Genomic DNA, 19,741 nt, shown 5'->3' on the forward strand with positions numbered 1-19,741 from the left:
CGCGCTCTCCCGAAAAAATCATGCAGTCTGTTGCTGCTCAATAAGCTGGGCCTGCGCCGGGGATATCCCCACGGCTCGCAGACAAAATTGGGTCAGGGATTCCGCCAGATTGGCTTTTGGCAAAGGATCGGACAACGGGCCTACCAGGGCTTCGGCAATAGCACCGACCAGGGCCGCCGCACTGATCGCCGTATCCTGAATGGGCAGCGCCCCCTGGCTAACCCCATCGCTGAGCAACTGCCGGTAAAGCTCTGCATAACGCTGACGATAAGTAAGGCGCTCGGCGTCCACCGCCGGGTCCACCGGCTCGGCGATCAGCGACCAGGCCAGTCGGGGCGCGGCCTGGGCACGCTGGACAAAGATCTGCAGCACATGGCTGAGCCGTTCGGTAAAGCTGCCGGGGTGCTCCATCGCTGTTGCCACTGCTGCGACTTCCCGCTCGGTAGCCACGCGAAACACTTCCGCCGCCAGCACCGCCTTGTTGTCGAAATAACGGTACAGGGTGCCCACCCCCACCCCGGCTTCCACCGCCAGGGTCTGCATGGTGAGATTGGCAAAGCCACCCTCGCGCACCAATTGCTCGGCACTGTGCAACAGATGGTCGCGCTGGGCCGCCTTGCGTGCCTTTACGTTGGCGGTTTCCCGGTAAGCCATGATCGGAATCCGTATTCATTTCTTAAAAGAAGTGAATCATGATTCCGACTTTCAGGCAAGCGCCGCCTGTCTTGCGCGTGCGGCAGGAATTGCTACCCACCTTTTCCACGAAGCTGCTATAGGAGCGGCGCTTGAGCCGCGAATCCGAGCCTTGGCGAGGAAATGGCGTCTCAGCTTTCACCAGAACGTAACAAGTAAAGCCGGTTGCAATGCGATACCTGATCGCCCTTTGGACGATCCCGCGCTTAGACGCGGTTCGCGGCTCAAGCGCCGCTCCTACAGAACCCCCGTAATCACCCCCAGCGCCGCCATGCCCAGCACCATCCCCCACAGCGGCACCGTCTTCCCGCGCAGCACCACAAACCCCGTCACCACGATCAACAGATCCCACAAATCATGCACCGCAGAGATAAATACCGGCTGGTACAGGGCCGCCAGCAGCAGCCCCACCACCGCCGCATTGATCCCCGCTACCGCACCTGCCAGAGCGGGTCGGGAAGAGAGCCATTGCCAGCCCTCCATGAGCCCCAGCACCAACAGGAAACCGGGCAGAAAAATGGCCAGGGTGGCGATCAGGGCACCCCACCATGGGCTGGCAGGCAACAACACCGCCCCCAGGTAAGACGCCAGCGAGAACATGGGCCCGGGCACTGCCTGGGCAGCGGCATAGCCAGTGAGAAATTGATCCGGGGACATCTGTGGCCCAACCAGTTCCTGCAGCAGGGGCAGCACCACATGGCCACCACCGAACACCAGAGAGCCGGCGGCAAAGAAATCATTCCACAGGCCCAGCCCCCGCGCCGCGGGAAAAAGGGCAACGAACGCGAGCAACACAAACGTCACCAACGGCCAGCGACGCCAAACCGGCTTGCCATTGGCTGGCACCCCCTGTTCCGGGCGTAACCGCTGCCAGCCAATGGCGGCGGCCACCAGCAAGGCCAGCATCTGCCCCGCCAGCGCCGGCCACAGCACCAACAGCATGGCCACCAGCGCGGCGATCGTGCGGGTCAGCCCCCGGGCACAAAAGCGCTGGCCCATATTCCACACCGCATCGGCCACCACGATCACCGCCAGCCACTTGAGCCCGATGATCGCCCCACCCTGCAGCCAGTCCGGCAGAGACGTGGCGTAAATCCCCAGCAGGGCCATCAAGAAAAAAGACGGCAGGGTAAAGGCAACAAACGCCGCGAAAGCCCCGGGCACACCGCCACGCACCCGACCGATGGCAAAGCCCAACTGACTGGACGCCGGCCCGGGCAGAAACTGGGTCAATGCCAGCAGGCGAGCGAACTCCGCCTCATCCAGCCACTGCAATTCCTCCACGAAGCGACGATGGAAGTAACCCACATGGGCCGCTGGGCCGCCAAAGCTGATCAGCCCCAGCACCAGAAACTGACGAAAGATATCGGTTATCACGTACAAGCATTCCCACTGAAATTTCACCAGAACCTAGCACAGTTTGCTGGCAGGCGGATGTCAGTGCCGGGCGGCGGCAGGTATACTCGCCCGATGCAATCCGATGCCCACTCCGTTCTCCAGCACGTCTTTGGCTATCACCAGTTCCGCGGTGAACAACAGACCATTATCGACAACCTGATTCAGGGCGACGATGCTCTGGTGTTGATGCCCACGGGCGGCGGCAAATCCCTGTGCTACCAGATTCCGGCCCTGGTGCGCCCCGGCACCGGGGTGGTGATCAGCCCGCTGATTGCACTGATGCAGGACCAGGTAGATGCGCTCAAGGCACTGGGTGTCAATGCCGGTTTTCTCAATTCCACGCTGAACATGGAACAGCAGCGGGCCCTGGAAGACGCCCTGCTCAAGGGCGAGCTGGACATGCTCTACATCGCTCCGGAGCGACTGATCCAGCCGCGCACCCTGTCGCTGCTTCACCAGGCCCAGATTGCCCTGTTTGCCATCGACGAAGCTCACTGCGTCTCCCAATGGGGCCATGACTTCCGCAACGATTACCTGCAACTGTCCCTGCTACACCGGGAATTTCCCAATGTGCCGCGCATTGCCCTGACCGCCACGGCGGATCAACGCACCCGTACGGAAATCGCCGAGCGACTGGACCTGACCCGGGCCCGCCATTTTGTCTCCAGCTTCGACCGGCCCAATATCCAGTACCGTATCGAACGCAAGGACGGCGCCCGGAACCAGCTACTGCGCCTGATTCGTGCCGAGCACGACGGCGACGCCGGTATCGTTTACTGCCTGTCGCGCAACAAGGTGGAGCGGGTGGCAGAATGGCTGTGCCAGCAGGGCGTGAAAGCCCTGCCGTACCATGCCGGCCTGCCCGCACAAACCCGGGAAACCCATCAGCAGCGTTTCCTGCGAGAAGATGGCCTGGTGATGGTGGCCACCATTGCCTTCGGCATGGGCATCGACAAACCGGATGTGCGCTTCGTGGCTCACCTGGACTTGCCGAAAAGCATCGAGTCCTACTATCAGGAAACCGGCCGCGCCGGGCGCGATGGCGAGCCTGCGACTGCCTGGATGGCCTATGGTCTGGAAGACGCCATCAAACTCAAGCAAATGCTGGCCCAGAGCAGCGGCAACGAGCAGCACAAGCGCAACGAAAACCAGCGACTGGAATCCATGCTGGGGCTTTGCGAAATCACTCAGTGCCGTCGTCAGGCGCTGTTGCACTATTTCGCCGAAACGCTGGAGAAGCCCTGTGGCAACTGCGACACCTGCCTGAACCCGCCACAGACCTTCGATGCCACCGAAGCCGCACAGAAAGCCCTGAGTTGTGTCTACCGCACCGGCCAGCGCTTCGGCGCCAATCACCTGATCGATGTGCTCACCGGCAACCGTTCCGACAAAGTGGCCAGTGCCGGCCACGACCATGTGTCCACCTGGAACATCGGCAATGAATTCAGCGCCAACCAGTGGAAAAGCATTTACCGGCAACTGGTAGCCCGCGGCCTGCTCACCGTGGACATGAACGGCTTCGGCGCCCTGCAACTCACCGACCTGTGCCGCCCCTACCTGCGCGGCGAGCAGCCCCTGCACCTGCGCAAGGAACTGGCCAAGGCCAAAAAAGCCACCACACGGCGCACCCACTCCAGCATCGCCGATGCCGACCGTGAGCTGTGGGAAACCCTGCGTGCCTGCCGTAAACGGCTGGCGGACGAAGAAGGCGTGCCACCCTACGTTGTCTTCCACGACGCCACCTTGATGGACATGCTCGCGATCCGCCCGCGCAATCGTATGGAAATGGCCGCGGTCAGCGGTGTCGGCGACCGCAAGCTGGAACGCTACGGGGATGAGTTTCTGGCCATTCTCAACGGTGATGATGCCGCCGGTGTCGCCGAGCCCGCCGGCCCGAATGGCAACGAGATCCTTGCCCTGGCCCAGGCCAACATGAGCCCGTCAGCCATTGCCCGCCAGCAGAACCTGAACGAGCAAACCGTGTACCGGGAACTGGCACAACTGGTCACCGCCAACCAACTCAGCCTGGAGCAGGCACTGGGGATCAGCGAAATGGAGATCGGCATTATCCAGGATGCCCTGCTCAGCCAGCCCAACCTGGCCGAAGACACCTTCAGCTACCGGCAGTTGAAAGATCTGCTGGCCGACGACTGGCCCACCGGGGTGCTGCATTGTGTACGCCAGGCCATTCTCGCCACGGTATAAGCCGGGGATCAGTCATCCACCGGCAGCCGCTTTAAAGAACGGGAAAACTGCAGGATCAGGAAATTGATCAACGATAGCACCAGGGCGATTTCATACCGGCTGTAGGCCACCGAGATGCCGATGGCGCCGGTATTCCACAAACTGGCCGCCGTGGCGGTACCGCTCACATTGGCGCCATCCTTTAAAATCGCACCACCACCGATAAAGCCCATTCCCGTGATGATTCCGTACATGACTCGGGCCTCCGCATCCGAGCCCGTGTACACCTGCATGCCCACCAGCATATAACCACAGGCCGCCACAGAGACCAGCGGGAAGGTGCGCAGCCCCGCGCCACGGGCTCGCTGCTCCCGGTTCCAGGCCACCGGCAGTGCCAACAAAAAGGCAATACCCAGTTGGTACAGATGGATAACGACTTGATTCCAGTCCAGCTCTTGCATCAAGCCTCCTCCCTCTCAGTCAGTGCTGTCATTGTGGCCCTGGCTACGCCAACTATTGCAATCGTTTTTGTCACACCCTGTAAGCAAAAGCTTACAGCGCAACAACAGAGCATTCAGGCCCGGCACGCTAGTCTTGACCTTGTTTAAAAAACAAGCAACGGGGTAATTCATGGAATACGAAGAGCAGCTGGATCTGGAATGGGTACCCGAGGCAGTAGACGGTATTTTCGAAGATGCGCATGCGGATTATCCCGGCCAGTGGGAATCCTTTGATGCGGAAATGGCCAGCGCCCACGCCGCCTGAGCGTCACCGCCAAGCACGCTCCCGACTTATGGTGCTTTAACCAAGCCAGTTTCCGGGAGACAATGTCCCCATGGATGTAATCTGGATCAGCCATCGCGGCCTGCACCAGCGCCATGTGGAAAATAGCCTGCACGCGTTCGAGGCCGCCGCCGAAGCCGGCTTTCATACTCTGGAAACCGACCTTCGCACCACCCGTGACGGACTCATCGTCCTGCATCACGACCCCGCTCTGATTCGCACCGCCGGCAGTGATGCCATCATCGAAGAAATGGATTCGGATCGCTGCCTGGGCCACCGCCTCAACGATGGCCAGTCCCTGCTCACCTTCGATGACTTCGCCCGCACCTTTACCGACCAACGCTGGGTACTTGATATCAAACCCGAGAGTGCCGAAAGGACTCTGGTCGCCCTGCGCAACTGGGCGGATCAACAACAAAAAGGCGATTGGCTATGCCGCCAGGCACGCTTTCTACTCTGGCACCCGGAGCACACACGACTGTTGCGCAAGCTGTTCCCTGCCGCCATTACCATGGCGCCCCAGAACGAATGCCGGCGGGCCGGCCTGTCCCTGTTGATGGGCCTCAGGCCGCTGGCAGCCGTCCGCAACGGGCGCACTTACTCACTGCCACCGGTCTTCCATGGCCTCCCCCTGTTCCGTCGCTCACTGGTGGATGCCTACCACCACCTTGGCGGTCGGGTACTGGCATTCCTGCCTGAGGGGCAGGAGCAGCAGCGCCAGGCGCTTCGCTCCGGGGTTGATGAAGTGCTCAGCAACACTCCGCCACTCGTCTGATCACCTTTATTTCGCCGCTCATCAACGCTACCGGCAACCAGACCACCGGGCTCGTGTTCCTGCCGCGGATGGGGTAGGCTTGCCGCCCCTTCTTAAGTTAGACCCAATTTCATGCCTTTTACTTCCCTTGGACTGGGGGATGACCTGTTGGCCGCTGTTGCCGATCAGGGTTATCACACCCCGTCACCGATCCAGGCCCAGGCCATCCCCGCCGTACTCAGCGGCCGTGATGTGATGGCAGCTGCCCAGACCGGCACCGGCAAAACTGCCGGGTTTACCCTCCCCCTGCTGGAGCGCCTGCGCGCCGGCAAGGCCGCCAGCAATAACCAGGTACGCGCTCTGGTACTGACCCCAACCCGGGAGCTGGCCGCCCAGGTCGCCGAAAGTGTGGCCACCTACGGCAAGCATCTGCCCCTCACCTCCACCGTAGTATTCGGCGGTGTGAAGGTGAATCCTCAGATGCAGCGCCTGCGCGGCGGCGCCGATATCCTGGTAGCCACCCCCGGGCGCTTGCTGGATCTGTATCAGCAGAATGCGGTGAAATTCGATCACCTGGAAATACTGGTGCTGGATGAAGCGGATCGCATGCTCGACATGGGCTTTATCCATGACATCCGCAAGATTCTCTCCAAGCTGCCACCAAAACGGCAGAACCTGATGTTTTCGGCCACCTTCTCCCCGGAGATCCGCGCCCTGGCCAAGGGCCTGGTGAACGATCCGGTGGAAATCGATGTGAGCCCGCGCAACACCACCACCGAGCTGGTCACCCAGTGGATCGCCCCGGTGGACAAACAGCGCAAGGCGGCCCTGCTCACCCACCTGATCCAGGACAACAACTGGTTCCAGGTGCTGGTCTTCAGCCGCACCAAGCACGGCGCCAACAAGCTGGCCAAGCAGCTGGAAAGCAACGGCATCGAAGCCGCCGCTATCCACGGCAACAAGAGCCAGAACGCCCGTACCCGTGCCCTGGCAGACTTCAAGAACGGCAAGATACGTGCGCTGGTTGCCACCGACATCGCCGCACGGGGCCTGGATATCGAGCAGTTGCCACAGGTGGTAAACGTGGACCTGCCCAATGTGCCGGAAGACTATGTGCACCGCATCGGTCGCACCGGCCGTGCCGGCGCCACCGGCCAGGCCATTTCCCTGGTCAGTGCCGATGAAGCCCAGCAGCTGAAAGATATTGAACGGCTTACCCAGCAACAACTGGAGCGCAAGATCGTCGCTGGCTTCGAGCCCGGCGAGCCGCTACCGGCAGGGGGGGCGCTACAGCCACCGAAGCGCAAACGCCCCAAGAAAGCCAAACCTGCCCATGCCCGCTCAGACAATGGCGGCGGCGGCAACGGCCAGAACCGTCAGGCTCGACCGGCCAATAACAACAGCCGCCCTGGCGGCAATAGCCAACGGCGACGTCGACCGGCAGGCAACCGCCGGCCGCAAGCCCAGCAGTCCTGAACGAAAAAAGGCGCCAATCGGCGCCTTTTCTTTAGCTTCTAGCTTGCAGAATGGTGCGCCGCTGCAAACGCAGCACAATCCCGACAGCATCGGTTTTCCTTGCAGCTCGTAGCGAGAAGCTCGCGCTGATTGGTTTATCTCTGCCGCAGCAGGCCCTGATAGTGGGCCATATACCCTTTCAGCTCGTCATTGCTCAGATCCTTGAGCACCTTGTTGTTCACCGCGTGCACAGCCTTGCGGCTACCATCAATCCCCACATTCAGGGCTTTCTGGGTCACAAAACCGATTTTCACTTCCTTGGTGTTGGCGACAAAGACTTCATCGATAATTTTGTCCGACATGGCGCTCATCACCCGAGTCACCAAGGCAACGTCTTCGGTGCCCTTGCCTGCCGCACACAGTTCGGTGGCCTTGCGGAAATCAGCGGCGAAGCTGTCTTCCACCGGGAAAGCAATGCTGGCGTGATTGTCGTTGTCGTCGCCAGCCTGCCAGTACATGTCCTTCACATTCTTCACCACCGGGGCGAATTCCGCGTTAGACACCTTTTTGAAAATCTGGCGCGTGAGCATGCTGGACGCCTTGCCGGCGGTGGACACGGCAAAGTCGATCACCTTCTTCTGGCCACCGGAAAGCTCGGTCATGTTGGCCGGTTCCACCAGGAACAGGCTGAGAATCCGGTCGGTGAGATGATCCACCATGTGAATGAACTTCTCGGCACTGTCTTTACGATCGTGCTCGACGGCATGAAGGAAATCTTCGGTGCTGTTGACCAGCGCCGGGTTAGCGGGAATCGCCACCACGTTCTGCATTGTTATATCCTTGCCTTGCAAACAGTTGCTGTCACTGAAAAAACTCATGATAGCTGGGCGTTGGCCCGAGGGGAAACGCCGATCGGGCCGGAATAACAAAGCCTATACGCAGGCGGGATCAACTGGTGTGCTGAGTAACACCGGGTTGGCGGACCGTTTCTGAGGGGACGGCGGGTTGTTCGGCACGACGGATATCCACCTGGGGGGAGGTGATCATGGTACCGTCCATGGCACAGTCCGGGCCCAGGGTCACTGCATCAAACGTGGCCGATCCATCCTTGTTGCCCCAGGCCAGCGTTACCGGCCCCGGACCACAGATACCACCCAGCAACGGCACCCTGACCTTGACCTGCATATCGTCCACCGTAAGCCGGTCCGGATGATCCACCTGGCCTTGCCAGGGCAACGCCAGCGCCTTGATGCTTTTGCACAACGGATTCATGCCTCCGAAGATGACCTCGGTAACGCGGATGGCGCCCGTCTCACTGACCTGGCCGTTAAAGGTGGTATGGCAGCTGACCGGGATAGCGCCTTTCTTCATGGCCAGTTTGCCGCTGGCAGAAAACGCCCCCGCCGGCGCTACCTTCACGTCTGCGCTGGCCACCCCGGCACACGCCCAGGCCAAAACCGCCCCGGCAATGATGTTCCTTATCATTGTTGTTATTCCCTACCGATGTGTTCACCGGCATGTTGGCATGATGGAGCGGTGCGCCCCAAGCCAGCCTGACGCAAAACCACGACCGCTCGGCAGTTTTTCTTTTCGCCGGTCTACACCAGCTGGTAACCGATACTGCCCAGCACCGCCAGCACCACAGCCCACTTGGCTGTAACGTAGAAGGTCTTGTTTTTCCGCTTTACCGATTTCAGGAAGCCCTTGTAGGCAATTACCCCTTTGCCCAGCTTGTTACCCACTCCGGTATGGCTGCTGTCCAGATTATCGATGAAAAACAAGCGATTGAAGAACCAGCCAAAGTACCAGTACACCTTCTGCACCCACTTCCATTTCATGGGTCGATCCACGTCGGTCATCAGGATAATCCGCGGCGTATCGGTGCGGTTCCAGGCAGAGTGGATGTAGGTTTCATCGAAAATGATGCTGTCGCCATCGCGCCAGATGTAGTCATCCTCATTCACTGTCAGGCCACAGCCTTCATCATTGGGCGTGCTCAGCCCCATGGAATAACGCAGGGTGTACGCGAACGGATCATGGTGACGATTGAGTTTCTTGCCCGGCATCAGTACCGCAAAAAGGGCAATGTTCATGGACGGCAGCTGATCCAGCAGAGCCATGGTTTTCGGCGCCAGATCGTAGGCAGAGGGCAACTTGTTGTCGTACACCTTCAGATAAAAGCTGGTCCAGCGATTGTCCTTGTAGAAACTGCTTGCCGGCAGATCATCTTTGGCGGTGATATTGCCACCGTGGTAGAGGGCCAACGCCTCGTCGCGAATGGTTTCCCAGTTGTCCTCGATCAGTTGCAGCTCGGGAAAATGGGCCAGGCCGATGCGCGGCGAAGTAGGCACCTTTGACAGCAGGTAGGCCGGGATATTGAAGGGCACCATGAAAGTGGAAAAATCCGAGAGCTGCCGCTTCAGCCCGAGCGGCTTGCGATTGCGCGCCCGGATAAACACAATGCAGCACACATAGAGCAGCACACAGACCACAATAACGGCCATAACCTGTACCTTTATTCTGCCAACGGGGTTTTACTGCCCACGAAACGGGCCACCCGGAAAATGAATGGGCGTGATTTTACCTCAATTCAGCCGGTAAAACCGGAGGCACATCGGTAATTTGCTGCCGCTGCTCGGCACCTCTGGCCCGTTTTGAGGGAGTCAGGGAGTGATGAATCAGGCAACACTTCCTCGAACCGGGGCAACCCCTCCTGCAGACGCACCTTTAACAGGGACGTCGAGCCATCGAGGAAAGGCACTGGCATGAAACGAAAAAAGCCTCTAAAAAGAGGCTTTTCCCGATGCGCATTGAGCGCACAAACGCTCAGGAAAGATTACTTGCCAGCGTCCAGCGTCTGGTAATAATCCATCAGAATCTGTGCCACTTCCGGGCGGGAGAATTCCTGCGGGGGCGCAATACCCTGACCCAGCATCTCTCGCACCTTGGTACCTGACAGCAGAACAAAGTCGTCCTTGGTGTGATCAGGCACGTCACGCATCATCACCACGCGACCGAGCTTCTTCGAATAGGCAGTATGGTCGGCCTCGAAGATTTTAATTTCCAGCGCGTCAGCAGGCACTTTTTCCTGGAAGATAGTTTGTGCGTCGAAGGCGCCGTAATAATCACCGACACCGGCATGGTCACGGCCAACAATCAAATGGCTGCAACCGCAGTTCTGGCGGAATACCGCATGCAGGACAGCTTCACGCGGACCGGCGTACAGCATGTCAAAACCGTAACCGGTAATCATCACGGTGTTGGGCGGGAAATACACTTCCACCATTTTGCGAATGGAGGCATCACGCACGTCGGCCGGAATGTCACCCGCTTTCAGTTTACCCAGCAGCATATGAATCAGGATGCCGTCAGCGTTCAGCGCTTCCTGGGCCATGCGGCACAGTTCTTCGTGGGCGCGGTGCATCGGGTTACGGGTCTGGAAGGCGACCACATTATTCCAGCCACGCTCAACAAACTCATTGCGAATGGAAACTGCGGTGCGGAAGGTATCGGGGAAGTCATCCGCAAAGTAGGAGTAGTTCAACACCTGGATGTCGCCGGAAACGATAAAGTTGCCTGCCGCCAGGAAATTGGCCACGCCCGGGTGCTGCTTGTCGTTGGTGGCAAAAACCTGCTCGGCCACTGCTTCCAGTTCGGCGTCAGACGCTTCTTCGATGGCGGCGACATCCATCACCGCAATCACCGGCTGGCCGTCCACATTGGGGTCACGCAGGGCAATACGCTTGGCACCAGCGATGGCGCTGACATCCTGCAGCATATTGACGATCGGCACGGGCCAGAACAAGCCATTGGCGGTGGTCAGGTTTTCCGCCACTGACAGCATGTCAGCCTTGTTCATGTAGCCGGACAACGGGGTGAAATAGCCGGCCCCCATCATCACCGCATTGGCGGCAGCTGCCGAGCTGATCACCACTGAAGGCAGTGATTCCGCTTCATGCTGCAAGGCAACGCGCGCAGCTTCATCGGCGACGTACAAGGGGTTCAATGCGTCCGCACCATGCGGCTTGACCAAAGCGACCATCTAATTACTCCAAATGCTCAATCAACGGGGTGTCCATATCGCGGCGCAGTATAGCAAAGGATCGGCAACAGGTCGGCCCGGAGAGAGTGACAACAGCGGGAAAAGCGGAAACAAAAAAACAAATAAAATAAAATCAAATAGTTACAACAACACTAGCGATATTCAGCGGCCCACTTTTTCGCTCATGCATCGGCATAGCAAGCATAGCCTCTGTCGACTCAACCTTTTGTATTACCCGCTTTCCGCCAAATCAAAACTCCTGGCCAACAGCCTTTGATCGGCAATCCAGCAGCTGCCTGCCGCTGACGCAAAAGCTTTCAGACTGTCGAATGACACCAGGGACTCAAGGCTAATCTGGCCTCATTATTTCTGTGTCTAGCCAATTTTTTCTAACCAAGAGCGTATGAGCAGAATGGCATATTATTCAGCCAAACAATACCGGGTTAAACAATCGGCGGCTCACCGGACAGGGTCGGCCCCTCTTCGATATCGTTGGTAAACACTTCCAGGGACTGCGCCACTTCACTGACTTCCTCGAAGCGGGCAATGTGGTAGAGGGCTTCGCCTTCGTTCACCAGTGGCATATTGTTGCGCCCCACCAGGATGCCGGCGGCCGGAGAGTGGATGTTGACGTCATCGCCACCGAAAGGGCTGGAGATACGGCCGATCAGATCGTCTTTCTTGATCCAGGCACCCAGTGCCACTAGTGGCAGGAAAACGCCATCGCGCTCGGCTCGCACCCAGCTTGAAGAGCGGGCGATATAGGGCTCACGGGGTGGCTTGGCGCGGCGGGCGCCGGTCATACCCAGGTGCTGGAGAATATTGAGCACCCCTTTGACCCCGGCGCGGATGCAGGACTCGTCAAAACGCAGGGCCTCGCCCGCCTCATAGGTAATCACCGGGATGCCCTGGGCTTCAGCCACTTCCCGCAGCGTGCCCTCGCCCAGTACCGAGTTGATCACCACCGGGACGCCAAAGGCGTTGGCCATGGCGGCGGTGCCCTCGTTGGACAGGTCGGCACGGATCTGCGGCAGGTTGGCCCGGTGCACGGCACCGGTATGCAGGTCCACGGCATGCGTAGCCCGATCCAGCACCTGGCTTTTGAACTGCCAGGCCATGCGCGCGCCCAGGCTGCCGGTTTCAGAGCCGGGGAAGCAACGGTTCAGGTCACGGCGGTCCGGCAGATAGCGGGTCTTGTGAATGAAACCGAAGACGTTGACCACTGGCACCGCCAGCAGCGTGCCGCTTAGGCTTTTCAGGGCGGAATGACGCAACAGGCGGCGGATGATTTCCACCCCGTTGAGCTCGTCACCATGAATGGCCGCGCTGACCATCAGCACCGGTCCGGGCTTGCGCCCGTGGATCACATGGATGGGAACATTCAGGGGCGTCTGGGTATAAAGCTGCGCCAACGGCAGCTCCACCTTGGCCCGGGTACCGGGTTTGACGCTGACGCCATCCAGTTCAAACGGCAATACTTTGGGTTCTTTCGTGTTTTTCATTTTTCACCCGAGCCAACACCGGCGCACCGCCCTTGATGGCCCCCGACAACAGGCCGGGAAACCAACAAGGCCAGACGGTTTTCGCTATTAACTATTCACTGTTAACTATTAACTGCCTTACCCCTTCGAGCCTTTTGTCTGGGTCCGGTAGGGGCGAGCATCCTTTTCGATGAAATTGATAACCATGCTCGCCACGTCCTTGTTAGTGGAGGTTTCGATACCCTCCAGCCCTGGGGAGGAATTGACTTCCATGACTAGCGGACCATGGTTGGAACGCAGGATGTCTACACCCGCCACATTCAGCCCCATGATTCGGGCGGCGCGCACCGCGGTGGCCCGCTCTTCCGGGGTAATACGGATCAGGCTGGCACTGCCGCCGCGGTGCAGATTGGAACGGAACTCGCCGGGCAGAGCCTGGCGCTTCATGGCGGCGATCACCTTGCCACCCACCACAAAGCAGCGAATATCGGCGCCGCCAGCTTCCTTGATGTATTCCTGCACCATCACCGATACGTTCAGCCCCATAAAGGCCTCAATCACCGATTCTGCCGCCTTGCGGGTCTCCGCCAGCACCACGCCGATGCCCTGCGTACCTTCCAGCATCTTGATCACCAGGGGGGCACCGCGAACCATGTTGATCAGGTCGGGAATATCATCCGGGGAGTGGGCAAACCCGGTGATTGGCAGGCCAACCCCTTTGCGCGACAACAGCTGCGACGAACGCAACTTGTCCCGCGAGCGGGAGATGGCGACCGATTCATTGACAGGAAACACACCCATCATCTCGAACTGGCGCAGGACTGCCGTGCCGTAATGAGTGATGGAGGCACCAATACGCGGAATCACCGCATCAAAGCCTTCCAGTACTTCACCCTTGAAGTGAATTTCCGGCTTGTGAGACACCATGCTCATATAGCAACGCAGGGTATCGATGACATGCATTTCATGGCCGGCCGCCTCGCCCGCCTCCACCAGTCGGCGAGTGGAGTACAGTCGCTTGTTTCTCGAAAGAATGGCAATTTTCATGGTTGGTCTTTATTTCCACCTAGAAGAAAAGATGCCGTGGGATCGACAGCAATCTCGCCCATGGCGGTTCGTCCCAACAGCATACGGAATTTCATGTTTTCGCGATCAGTCAGGGTAATTTCGATGGGCCAACGGCGCCCCCCTAGCTCGATATTGGTGAGGATCACCGGGCGCTCTTCCTTGTGGCCACCAGAATCAGTGACGACCCGGCGGTCCAGTACCACTGCCTCGCAATGGCTGACCTGGTCTTGCCCCTGGATCGGGTGGATGGAAAAACGGACCCATTCCTGGTCATCACGCTGAAAACTTTCTACCTGGAAGGCATGCAACGCAGAAGTACGGGCCCCGGTATCCACCTTGGCCTTGATCGCTTCAATGTCCAGTTCGGGTAACGCTACCCATTCCCGCCAACCGACGGTGACCTTGTTTACCAATCGAGAACCCCTCAGTCCCTTTCCAGCAATTCGATCTTGTAGCCATCCGGATCTTCTGCAAACGCCAGGATGGTACTGCCGTGTTTCATGGGGCCGGGTTCGCGGCTAATGCGCCCGCCCCGGTCGCGAATACGCTCACAAGCAGCGTACACGTCGTCCACCGCCAGGGCCACATGGCCGTAGCCATCCCCCAGGTCATAGCGGGTCTGATCCCAGTTCCAGGTCAGCTCCAGCACCGCTCCTTGCGATTCCGGCTGGTAGCCGACAAAGGCATTGGTAAAGCGCCCTTCCGGATACTCCTTACGACGCAGCTCCTTCATGCCGAGCACTTCGGTATAAAAGGCCACGGATCGATCCAGATTACCCACGCGCAGCATGGTATGCAGGATTCGCATGCGTCATTCGCTCCTGATAGCAGCAATTTCAGCGGGCACGGGAGCCCTGACTCGTTACAGGGCGAATAGTGGTGGCAGAAAGCAGGATTGACAATGAAAAAGTGGGGTTTGCGCAGGGGAGCACTGTAAAACATTCAGCTAACTGCCACTCATAGCAGATACTCTGGGTGCCATCCCGCCGCAGGAGCGTTGCTGGCAGCGCGAACCGTTATATCGACAAAGCCGCTGTAGGAGTTCCTCTCGAGGGACTATCCACGCATCAGCGTGGAAATAGCCCGAAGCGCCGATCCAGGATTCGATTCGGCGCAGATTCGCCCCTCAAGAGGAACTCCTATAGCGGCTTCATTGTAGACGGGCGGGCATTGCCATGATCGCGCCGCCAGCGACGCTCCTACGGCCAGCGCCTTGTGCATCGTGGCTCAGGGCAAGAACAGGCTGCCCTGCGCCTCTACCCACGCCTCCGGCACACTGCCCTCACGGATACGCTGGGGGTGATCGCCCACATCCACACGGGCCACTTCCTGGCCGGTCTGGTAGTTGAACACCGACATCTGGTCGGTACCGCTCCAGGACACATAGCAGTGGTTGCCGTCGGCGCTGGTGGTCACCCAGTAGGGCTTCTCGCCGATTCCGGTTTTCAGCTGGTGGGAGAAATCTTCACGATCCACCAGCGCCACGTAGTCGCTCATGGTGCCGGCCACACACAGAGTGGAATCGTCGGCACTCAGGGCAATGCCGTGATGGGCGGAATCATTGACGTAGAACTCCCGTGGCAGTCCGTTGGTCAAATCCGGCAACTCGGCCAGACGCAGGACTTTTTCTTCCTGCATGTCGTACTCAATAAACCCGTGCAGGAAAGACAGCTGGAAGTAGAAATAACGCTCGTCGGCAGTATGCGCCATGGGCCGCACCGCCGTACTGAGGTTGTCGTAACCGGCCTCTGCCAGATCCGCTTCCAGATCCAGCTGCTTGATGATTTCCAGGCTGTTGGCGTCCACCACCTGGAACACCCGCTCGCCCTTGGTGGCATCCAGCAGGTTCTGCCCCAGCAGGCCGTCAGTCAGATCACCGATCAGTTGATTATCCAGTGGTGTGTAAACGGTGCCGATACTGGCGTGGTAGATACGCTCACCGTCCTCGGAATAGATATTCTCGTGGGGAGAATCCCCGGACGGGAAGCGGCCAAGCTCCTCGCCGGTTTCCACATCCAGAATGTGCACCACATTGCCGGTGGAAGCGGATACCGCTACCTGGGTGCCATCCGGCGACAGGGCCATATGGTCCGAGCGGTAGCCATCCACCAGGAATTGCCAGGCTATCTCGCCGCTGACCACGTCGATGGCCACCACATCCGCATAGCTGGGCCGGGAAACGATCAGCAGACGGCCGTCCGGCGAGCTGTACATATCGTCCACATACTGGTGATTACCTTCGCCGATCAGTACGCGAATGCCCTGAAAGAACAACAGATCCAGTGGATTGAGGGCAATTTCCTTCTCTCTTGCCGCCTGATCCGGGATGCCGCTGATACGGCCAAGGCGCTGATAGCTCTGAGCATCGATAACATCGATGACACCTTCCCAGTTGTTGCCCACAAAGATCACCCGCCGGGGGCCATCTTCAGTCTCTTCCGGCACCTCCTCGGCCACCTCATCCGGGGTGTCCTCCTGTTGTGGCGCCTCGCGCTGGGCCTCATCCACATCGGTAGCAGCAGGCGTTGCGGAATCACTGCCCCCGCCGCCACAGCCACCCAGTAGCGACGCGGTCAGCAGAGTCAGTATCCCCAAGTGAACAATGGAAAAGCGGTTTTGCCCGATAGTCATGGCAAGGTCCTCGATCAGCCTGTTGTTGTGAGTATGTTGCTACCCTCAGGCTAATTGAGACTACCGTGCAAATTAAATGCATTTTCCTTGTCGTTATGTAACCGCAAAGACCGAATACCGAGCACAAAAAAACCGCCGCAGCCTCTCGGCTACGGCGGTTTTTCGTGTTGCATACGGCGTGAAGCGTGCCGCGTCTCTTCTTTAGCTCAGCTTGCGGCCATTCTTGGCAGCAATTCGCAGGCGCAGGGCGTTCAGCTTGATAAAGCCTTCCGCGTCCTTCTGATCGTAAGCGCCAGCATCGTCTTCAAACGTGGCGATAGAGGCGTCGAACAGGCTGTCATTGTCAGAGCGACGACCGACCACAATGGCGTTGCCCTTGTACAATTTCATGCGCACTTCGCCGTTAACGTGCTCCTGGGTCGCATCGATCAGCTTCTGCAGGGCCAGACGCTCCGGGCTCCACCAGTAGCCGTTATAGAGCAGCTCGGCGTACTTGGGCATCACTGAGTCTTTCAGGTGGGCAGACTCACGATCCAGCGTCAGGGACTCGATGGCGCGGTGGGCCGGCATCATGATGGTGCCGCCCGGGGTTTCGTAACAGCCACGGGACTTCATGCCCACATAGCGGTTCTCGACGATGTCGAGACGGCCGATGCCGTTGTCGCCACCCAGCTTGTTAAGCTTGGCCAGTACGTCGGCGGGGCTCAGGCTCTCGCCGTCGATGGCCACGATATCACCCTTCTCATAGGTCAGAGTGACATAGGTGGGCTGGTCTGGAGCCGCTTCCGGGCTGACGCTCCAGCGCCACATGTCTTCTTCCGCTTCCCACCAGGGATCTTCCAGGTTGCCGCCTTCATAAGAGATATGCAGCAGGTTGGCATCCATGGAGTACGGGGATTTTTTCTTCTTGCTGGAGAAATCTACCGGGATATTGCGCTCTTCACAGTACGCCATCAGTTTCTCGCGGGAGTTCAGATCCCACTCCCGCCAGGGAGCAATCACCTGAATGCCCGGGGCCAGGGCGTAGGCACCCAGCTCGAAACGCACCTGATCGTTGCCCTTGCCGGTGGCGCCGTGAGAAATGGCATCAGCACCGGTTTCTTCGGCAATCTCCACCAGGCGCTTGGCAATCAGCGGACGGGCAATGGAGGTGCCCAACAGATACTCACCTTCATAGATGGTATTGGCGCGGAACATGGGAAATACGTAGTCGCGCACGAATTCTTCGCGCAGGTCTTCAATGTAGATTTCCTTCACGCCCATGGCTTCTGCCTTGGCGCGGGCCGGCTCCACTTCTTCGCCCTGACCGATATCGGCGGTAAAGGTCACCACCTCACAGTCATAGGTATCCTGCAGCCATTTGACGATAACCGAGGTATCCAGGCCGCCGGAATAGGCCAGTACCACCTTGTTGATCTTGGACATTGAAAGACTCCGCATGTGAGAGGCCCCGGATCAGGCGCCCCCCGGTGAATCGAGGCCGCGTATTGTACCCGCCCTGCCCGGCTGGCGTCATCTCCGATCCGCTTTCGCGCCTGTTGCCCCTGCGGGCTTTCCGGTAGCATAGCCCCCTCTCGCGGCTGCCCAGCGCAGTCAGACGGGATTTGTGTGTCTGATGGAGTGATCATGAATGATCAGCACCCCAGCCTGGCGCTGCGGTTTCGGGGCTTTTTGCCAGTAGTGATAGATGTGGAAACCGGGGGCTTTAATGCCCAGACCGACGCGCTGCTGGAAATTGCCGCCGTCCTGATTGATATGGATGCCCAGGGCTACCTGCGTCCGTCCACCCGCATCCAGTTTCATGTGGACCCCTTCCCGGGTGCCAACATCGAGCAGGCTGCGCTGGATTTTACCGGCATTGACCCGGACAACCCCCTGCGCGGGGCCGTGCCCGAGGAAACCGCCCTGAAAGGCGTGTTTGAGCCGGTCCGCAAGGCCATCAAACACCATGGCTGCACCCGCGCCGTACTGGTGGGCCATAACAGCTTCTTTGATCAGGGCTTTTTGAATTCGGCATCGGAACGCGCGGATATCAAGCGCAACCCCTTCCACCCGTTCTCCAGCTTTGACACCGCCGCCCTGGCAGGGCTGGTGTATGGCCAGACGGTACTGGCCAAGGCTTGTGAAGCCGCCGGCATCCGCTTCAACCAGCGCGAGGCACATTCGGCGCTCTACGATGCCACCCGAACCGCCGAGCTGTTCTGCTCCATGGTAAACCGCTTCAAGGACCTGGGCGGCTGGCCACCACCACCGGCGCGGGACATGCCACCGACGCTGGCAAAGCAGCTGGATTGAACTGCGCCTTTACCACAGAGGGCACTAAGGACACCGAGAAAAGACTGGGCCTCACCTCTGAATCCCGGAACGCCACCTTTGATTGCGTAGGGTGCACTGAGCCTCGGGCGAACTGCACCATCAAACGCCGGATCGGTGCAGTTCGCCCGAGGCTCAGTGCACCCCACGTTTAGAAAGCCGCAAAAGTTTGCGACCACAAAAAAAAGGGCGACCCAATGGCCGCCCTTTTTTTGTGCTGCTTTTTTATTACAGCTTGTCGGCGTTACCAGACAGGTACTCGGCCACGCCATCCGGAGAGGCGTTCATGCCGGAGTCGCCTTTCTGCCAACCCGCCGGGCACACTTCGCCGTGCTCTTCGTGGAACTGCAGGGCGTCGACCAGACGAATCAGCTCGTCCATGTTACGGCCCAGGGGCAGATCGTTAACGATCTGGCTGCGCACCACGCCGTTCTGGTCGATCAGGAACACACCGCGGAATGCCATGCCACCTTCGGACTCAACGTCGTAGGACTGGGCAATGCCGTGGTTCATGTCGGCGGCCAGGGTGTATTTCACCGGACCGATACCGCCGTCGTTGACCGGGGTGTTACGCCATGCGTTGTGGGTGAAGTGGCTGTCGATGGACACACCGATCACTTCCACGTTGCGCTCTTTGAACGCGTCCATGCGGTGATCCAGAGCGATCAGCTCGGAAGGGCACACAAAGGTGAAGTCCAGCGGGTAGAAGAACACCAGACCGTACTTGCCCTTGATGGCTTCGGACAGGGTGAATTCATCAACGATGCTGCCATCGCCCAGTACTGCGGGAACCGTGAAATCAGGTGCCGGTTTACCTACCAGAACGCCCATTGTTTCTCTCCATTGTGACTTGATTGACTATCCGGCAATTCAGAATGCCGGAACCAACATTGAATCTGAGCAGCGATAATACAACGGCTGTCGCCGCGCTGCATGGCA

At 59.1% G+C, this 19,741-nt stretch carries 19 protein-coding genes; 5 read left to right on the plus strand and 14 right to left on the minus strand.

All coding sequences use genetic code 11. The features are described from left to right. Positions 1 to 18: 18 nt before the first annotated feature. Positions 19 to 654 (minus strand): TetR/AcrR family transcriptional regulator, encoded by a 636-nt coding sequence (locus ACMG4N_RS14400; RefSeq protein ID WP_414432152.1) that lies wholly within the window; start codon positions 652 to 654, stop codon positions 19 to 21. Between the two features lie 276 nt (positions 655 to 930). After that, the gene (gene chrA / locus ACMG4N_RS14405; protein WP_414433316.1) at positions 931 to 2,067 is read right to left on the minus strand and encodes a chromate efflux transporter; all 1,137 of its coding nucleotides are present in this window, start codon (positions 2,065 to 2,067) and stop codon (positions 931 to 933) included. A gap of 96 nt (positions 2,068 to 2,163) precedes the next feature. Between chrA and recQ the strand changes: the two genes are divergently transcribed. Continuing rightward, positions 2,164 to 4,296, plus strand: coding sequence for a DNA helicase RecQ (gene recQ / locus ACMG4N_RS14410; RefSeq protein WP_297768344.1), 2,133 nt, complete (start codon positions 2,164 to 2,166; stop codon positions 4,294 to 4,296). A gap of 8 nt (positions 4,297 to 4,304) precedes the next feature. Here the strand turns inward: recQ and ACMG4N_RS14415 are convergent, their stop codons facing one another. Further along, positions 4,305 to 4,736, minus strand: coding sequence for an MgtC/SapB family protein (locus tag ACMG4N_RS14415; RefSeq protein ID WP_414432154.1), 432 nt, complete (start codon positions 4,734 to 4,736; stop codon positions 4,305 to 4,307). Positions 4,737 to 4,905: 169 nt separating this feature from the next. Here ACMG4N_RS14415 and ACMG4N_RS14420 point away from each other — a divergent pair, with 169 nt between their 5' ends. The 3 genes from ACMG4N_RS14420 to ACMG4N_RS14430 all read left to right on the plus strand — a co-directional run bounded on the left by ACMG4N_RS14420 (position 4,906) and on the right by ACMG4N_RS14430 (position 7,288). Beyond that, positions 4,906 to 5,040, plus strand: coding sequence for a hypothetical protein (locus ACMG4N_RS14420; RefSeq protein WP_297768340.1), 135 nt, complete (start codon positions 4,906 to 4,908; stop codon positions 5,038 to 5,040). A 70-nt stretch (positions 5,041 to 5,110) separates the two neighbouring features. Next, entirely contained in the window at positions 5,111 to 5,833 is a 723-nt protein-coding gene (locus tag ACMG4N_RS14425) for a glycerophosphodiester phosphodiesterase (protein WP_297768337.1), read from the plus strand. 111 nt (positions 5,834 to 5,944) lie between these two features. Then, complete coding sequence (locus tag ACMG4N_RS14430; protein ID WP_414432156.1) at positions 5,945 to 7,288, plus strand: DEAD/DEAH box helicase; 1,344 nt, start codon at positions 5,945 to 5,947, stop codon at positions 7,286 to 7,288. 134 nt (positions 7,289 to 7,422) lie between these two features. On the opposite strand, the gene ACMG4N_RS14435 is transcribed toward ACMG4N_RS14430, so the two are convergent. The 10 genes from ACMG4N_RS14435 to ACMG4N_RS14480 form a co-directional block, all read right to left on the minus strand. Continuing rightward, positions 7,423 to 8,097 carry a hypothetical protein gene (locus tag ACMG4N_RS14435; RefSeq protein WP_297768332.1) on the minus strand — a complete coding sequence of 225 codons (675 nt, stop codon included), beginning with the start codon at positions 8,095 to 8,097 and terminating at the stop codon, positions 7,423 to 7,425. Between the two features lie 118 nt (positions 8,098 to 8,215). Beyond that, entirely contained in the window at positions 8,216 to 8,752 is a 537-nt protein-coding gene (locus ACMG4N_RS14440; RefSeq protein ID WP_297768329.1) for an activator protein, read from the minus strand. A gap of 113 nt (positions 8,753 to 8,865) precedes the next feature. Beyond that, a complete protein-coding gene (locus ACMG4N_RS14445) occupies positions 8,866 to 9,771 on the minus strand; it encodes an aspartyl/asparaginyl beta-hydroxylase domain-containing protein (RefSeq protein ID WP_414432158.1) in 906 nt (301 codons plus the stop codon). A gap of 332 nt (positions 9,772 to 10,103) precedes the next feature. Continuing rightward, positions 10,104 to 11,309, minus strand: coding sequence for a sulfate adenylyltransferase (sat, locus tag ACMG4N_RS14450; RefSeq protein WP_297768323.1), 1,206 nt, complete (start codon positions 11,307 to 11,309; stop codon positions 10,104 to 10,106). A gap of 443 nt (positions 11,310 to 11,752) precedes the next feature. Then, on the minus strand, positions 11,753 to 12,811 hold the full coding sequence (locus ACMG4N_RS14455) for a succinylglutamate desuccinylase/aspartoacylase family protein (protein ID WP_272974765.1): 1,059 nt from the start codon (positions 12,809 to 12,811) through the stop codon (positions 11,753 to 11,755). 117 nt (positions 12,812 to 12,928) lie between these two features. Further along, the gene (rimK, locus tag ACMG4N_RS14460) at positions 12,929 to 13,837 is read right to left on the minus strand and encodes a 30S ribosomal protein S6--L-glutamate ligase (RefSeq protein ID WP_035248902.1); all 909 of its coding nucleotides are present in this window, start codon (positions 13,835 to 13,837) and stop codon (positions 12,929 to 12,931) included. Beyond that, positions 13,834 to 14,271: an ATP-dependent zinc protease gene (locus ACMG4N_RS14465; RefSeq protein ID WP_272974764.1), complete on the minus strand. Its 438-nt coding sequence runs from the start codon at positions 14,269 to 14,271 to the stop codon at positions 13,834 to 13,836. The genes rimK and ACMG4N_RS14465 overlap by 4 nt, the downstream gene beginning before the upstream one ends. A gap of 11 nt (positions 14,272 to 14,282) precedes the next feature. Beyond that, positions 14,283 to 14,666 (minus strand): lactoylglutathione lyase, encoded by a 384-nt coding sequence (gene gloA, locus ACMG4N_RS14470; RefSeq protein WP_272974763.1) that lies wholly within the window; start codon positions 14,664 to 14,666, stop codon positions 14,283 to 14,285. 419 nt (positions 14,667 to 15,085) lie between these two features. Further along, complete coding sequence (locus tag ACMG4N_RS14475) at positions 15,086 to 16,489, minus strand: YncE family protein (protein WP_414432161.1); 1,404 nt, start codon at positions 16,487 to 16,489, stop codon at positions 15,086 to 15,088. Between the two features lie 201 nt (positions 16,490 to 16,690). Beyond that, positions 16,691 to 17,914 (minus strand): argininosuccinate synthase, encoded by a 1,224-nt coding sequence (locus ACMG4N_RS14480; protein WP_414432162.1) that lies wholly within the window; start codon positions 17,912 to 17,914, stop codon positions 16,691 to 16,693. Positions 17,915 to 18,115: 201 nt separating this feature from the next. On the opposite strand from ACMG4N_RS14480, the gene rnt reads away from it, so the two are divergent. After that, entirely contained in the window at positions 18,116 to 18,784 is a 669-nt protein-coding gene (gene rnt, locus ACMG4N_RS14485; RefSeq protein WP_297768307.1) for a ribonuclease T, read from the plus strand. A gap of 246 nt (positions 18,785 to 19,030) precedes the next feature. Here the strand turns inward: rnt and ACMG4N_RS14490 are convergent, their stop codons facing one another. Continuing rightward, positions 19,031 to 19,633: a peroxiredoxin gene (locus ACMG4N_RS14490; protein ID WP_297768304.1), complete on the minus strand. Its 603-nt coding sequence runs from the start codon at positions 19,631 to 19,633 to the stop codon at positions 19,031 to 19,033. Positions 19,634 to 19,741: the final 108 nt, after the last annotated feature.

Source organism: Alcanivorax sp. IL2 (assembly GCF_047495475.1).
GTDB lineage: Bacteria > Pseudomonadota > Gammaproteobacteria > Pseudomonadales > Alcanivoracaceae > Alcanivorax.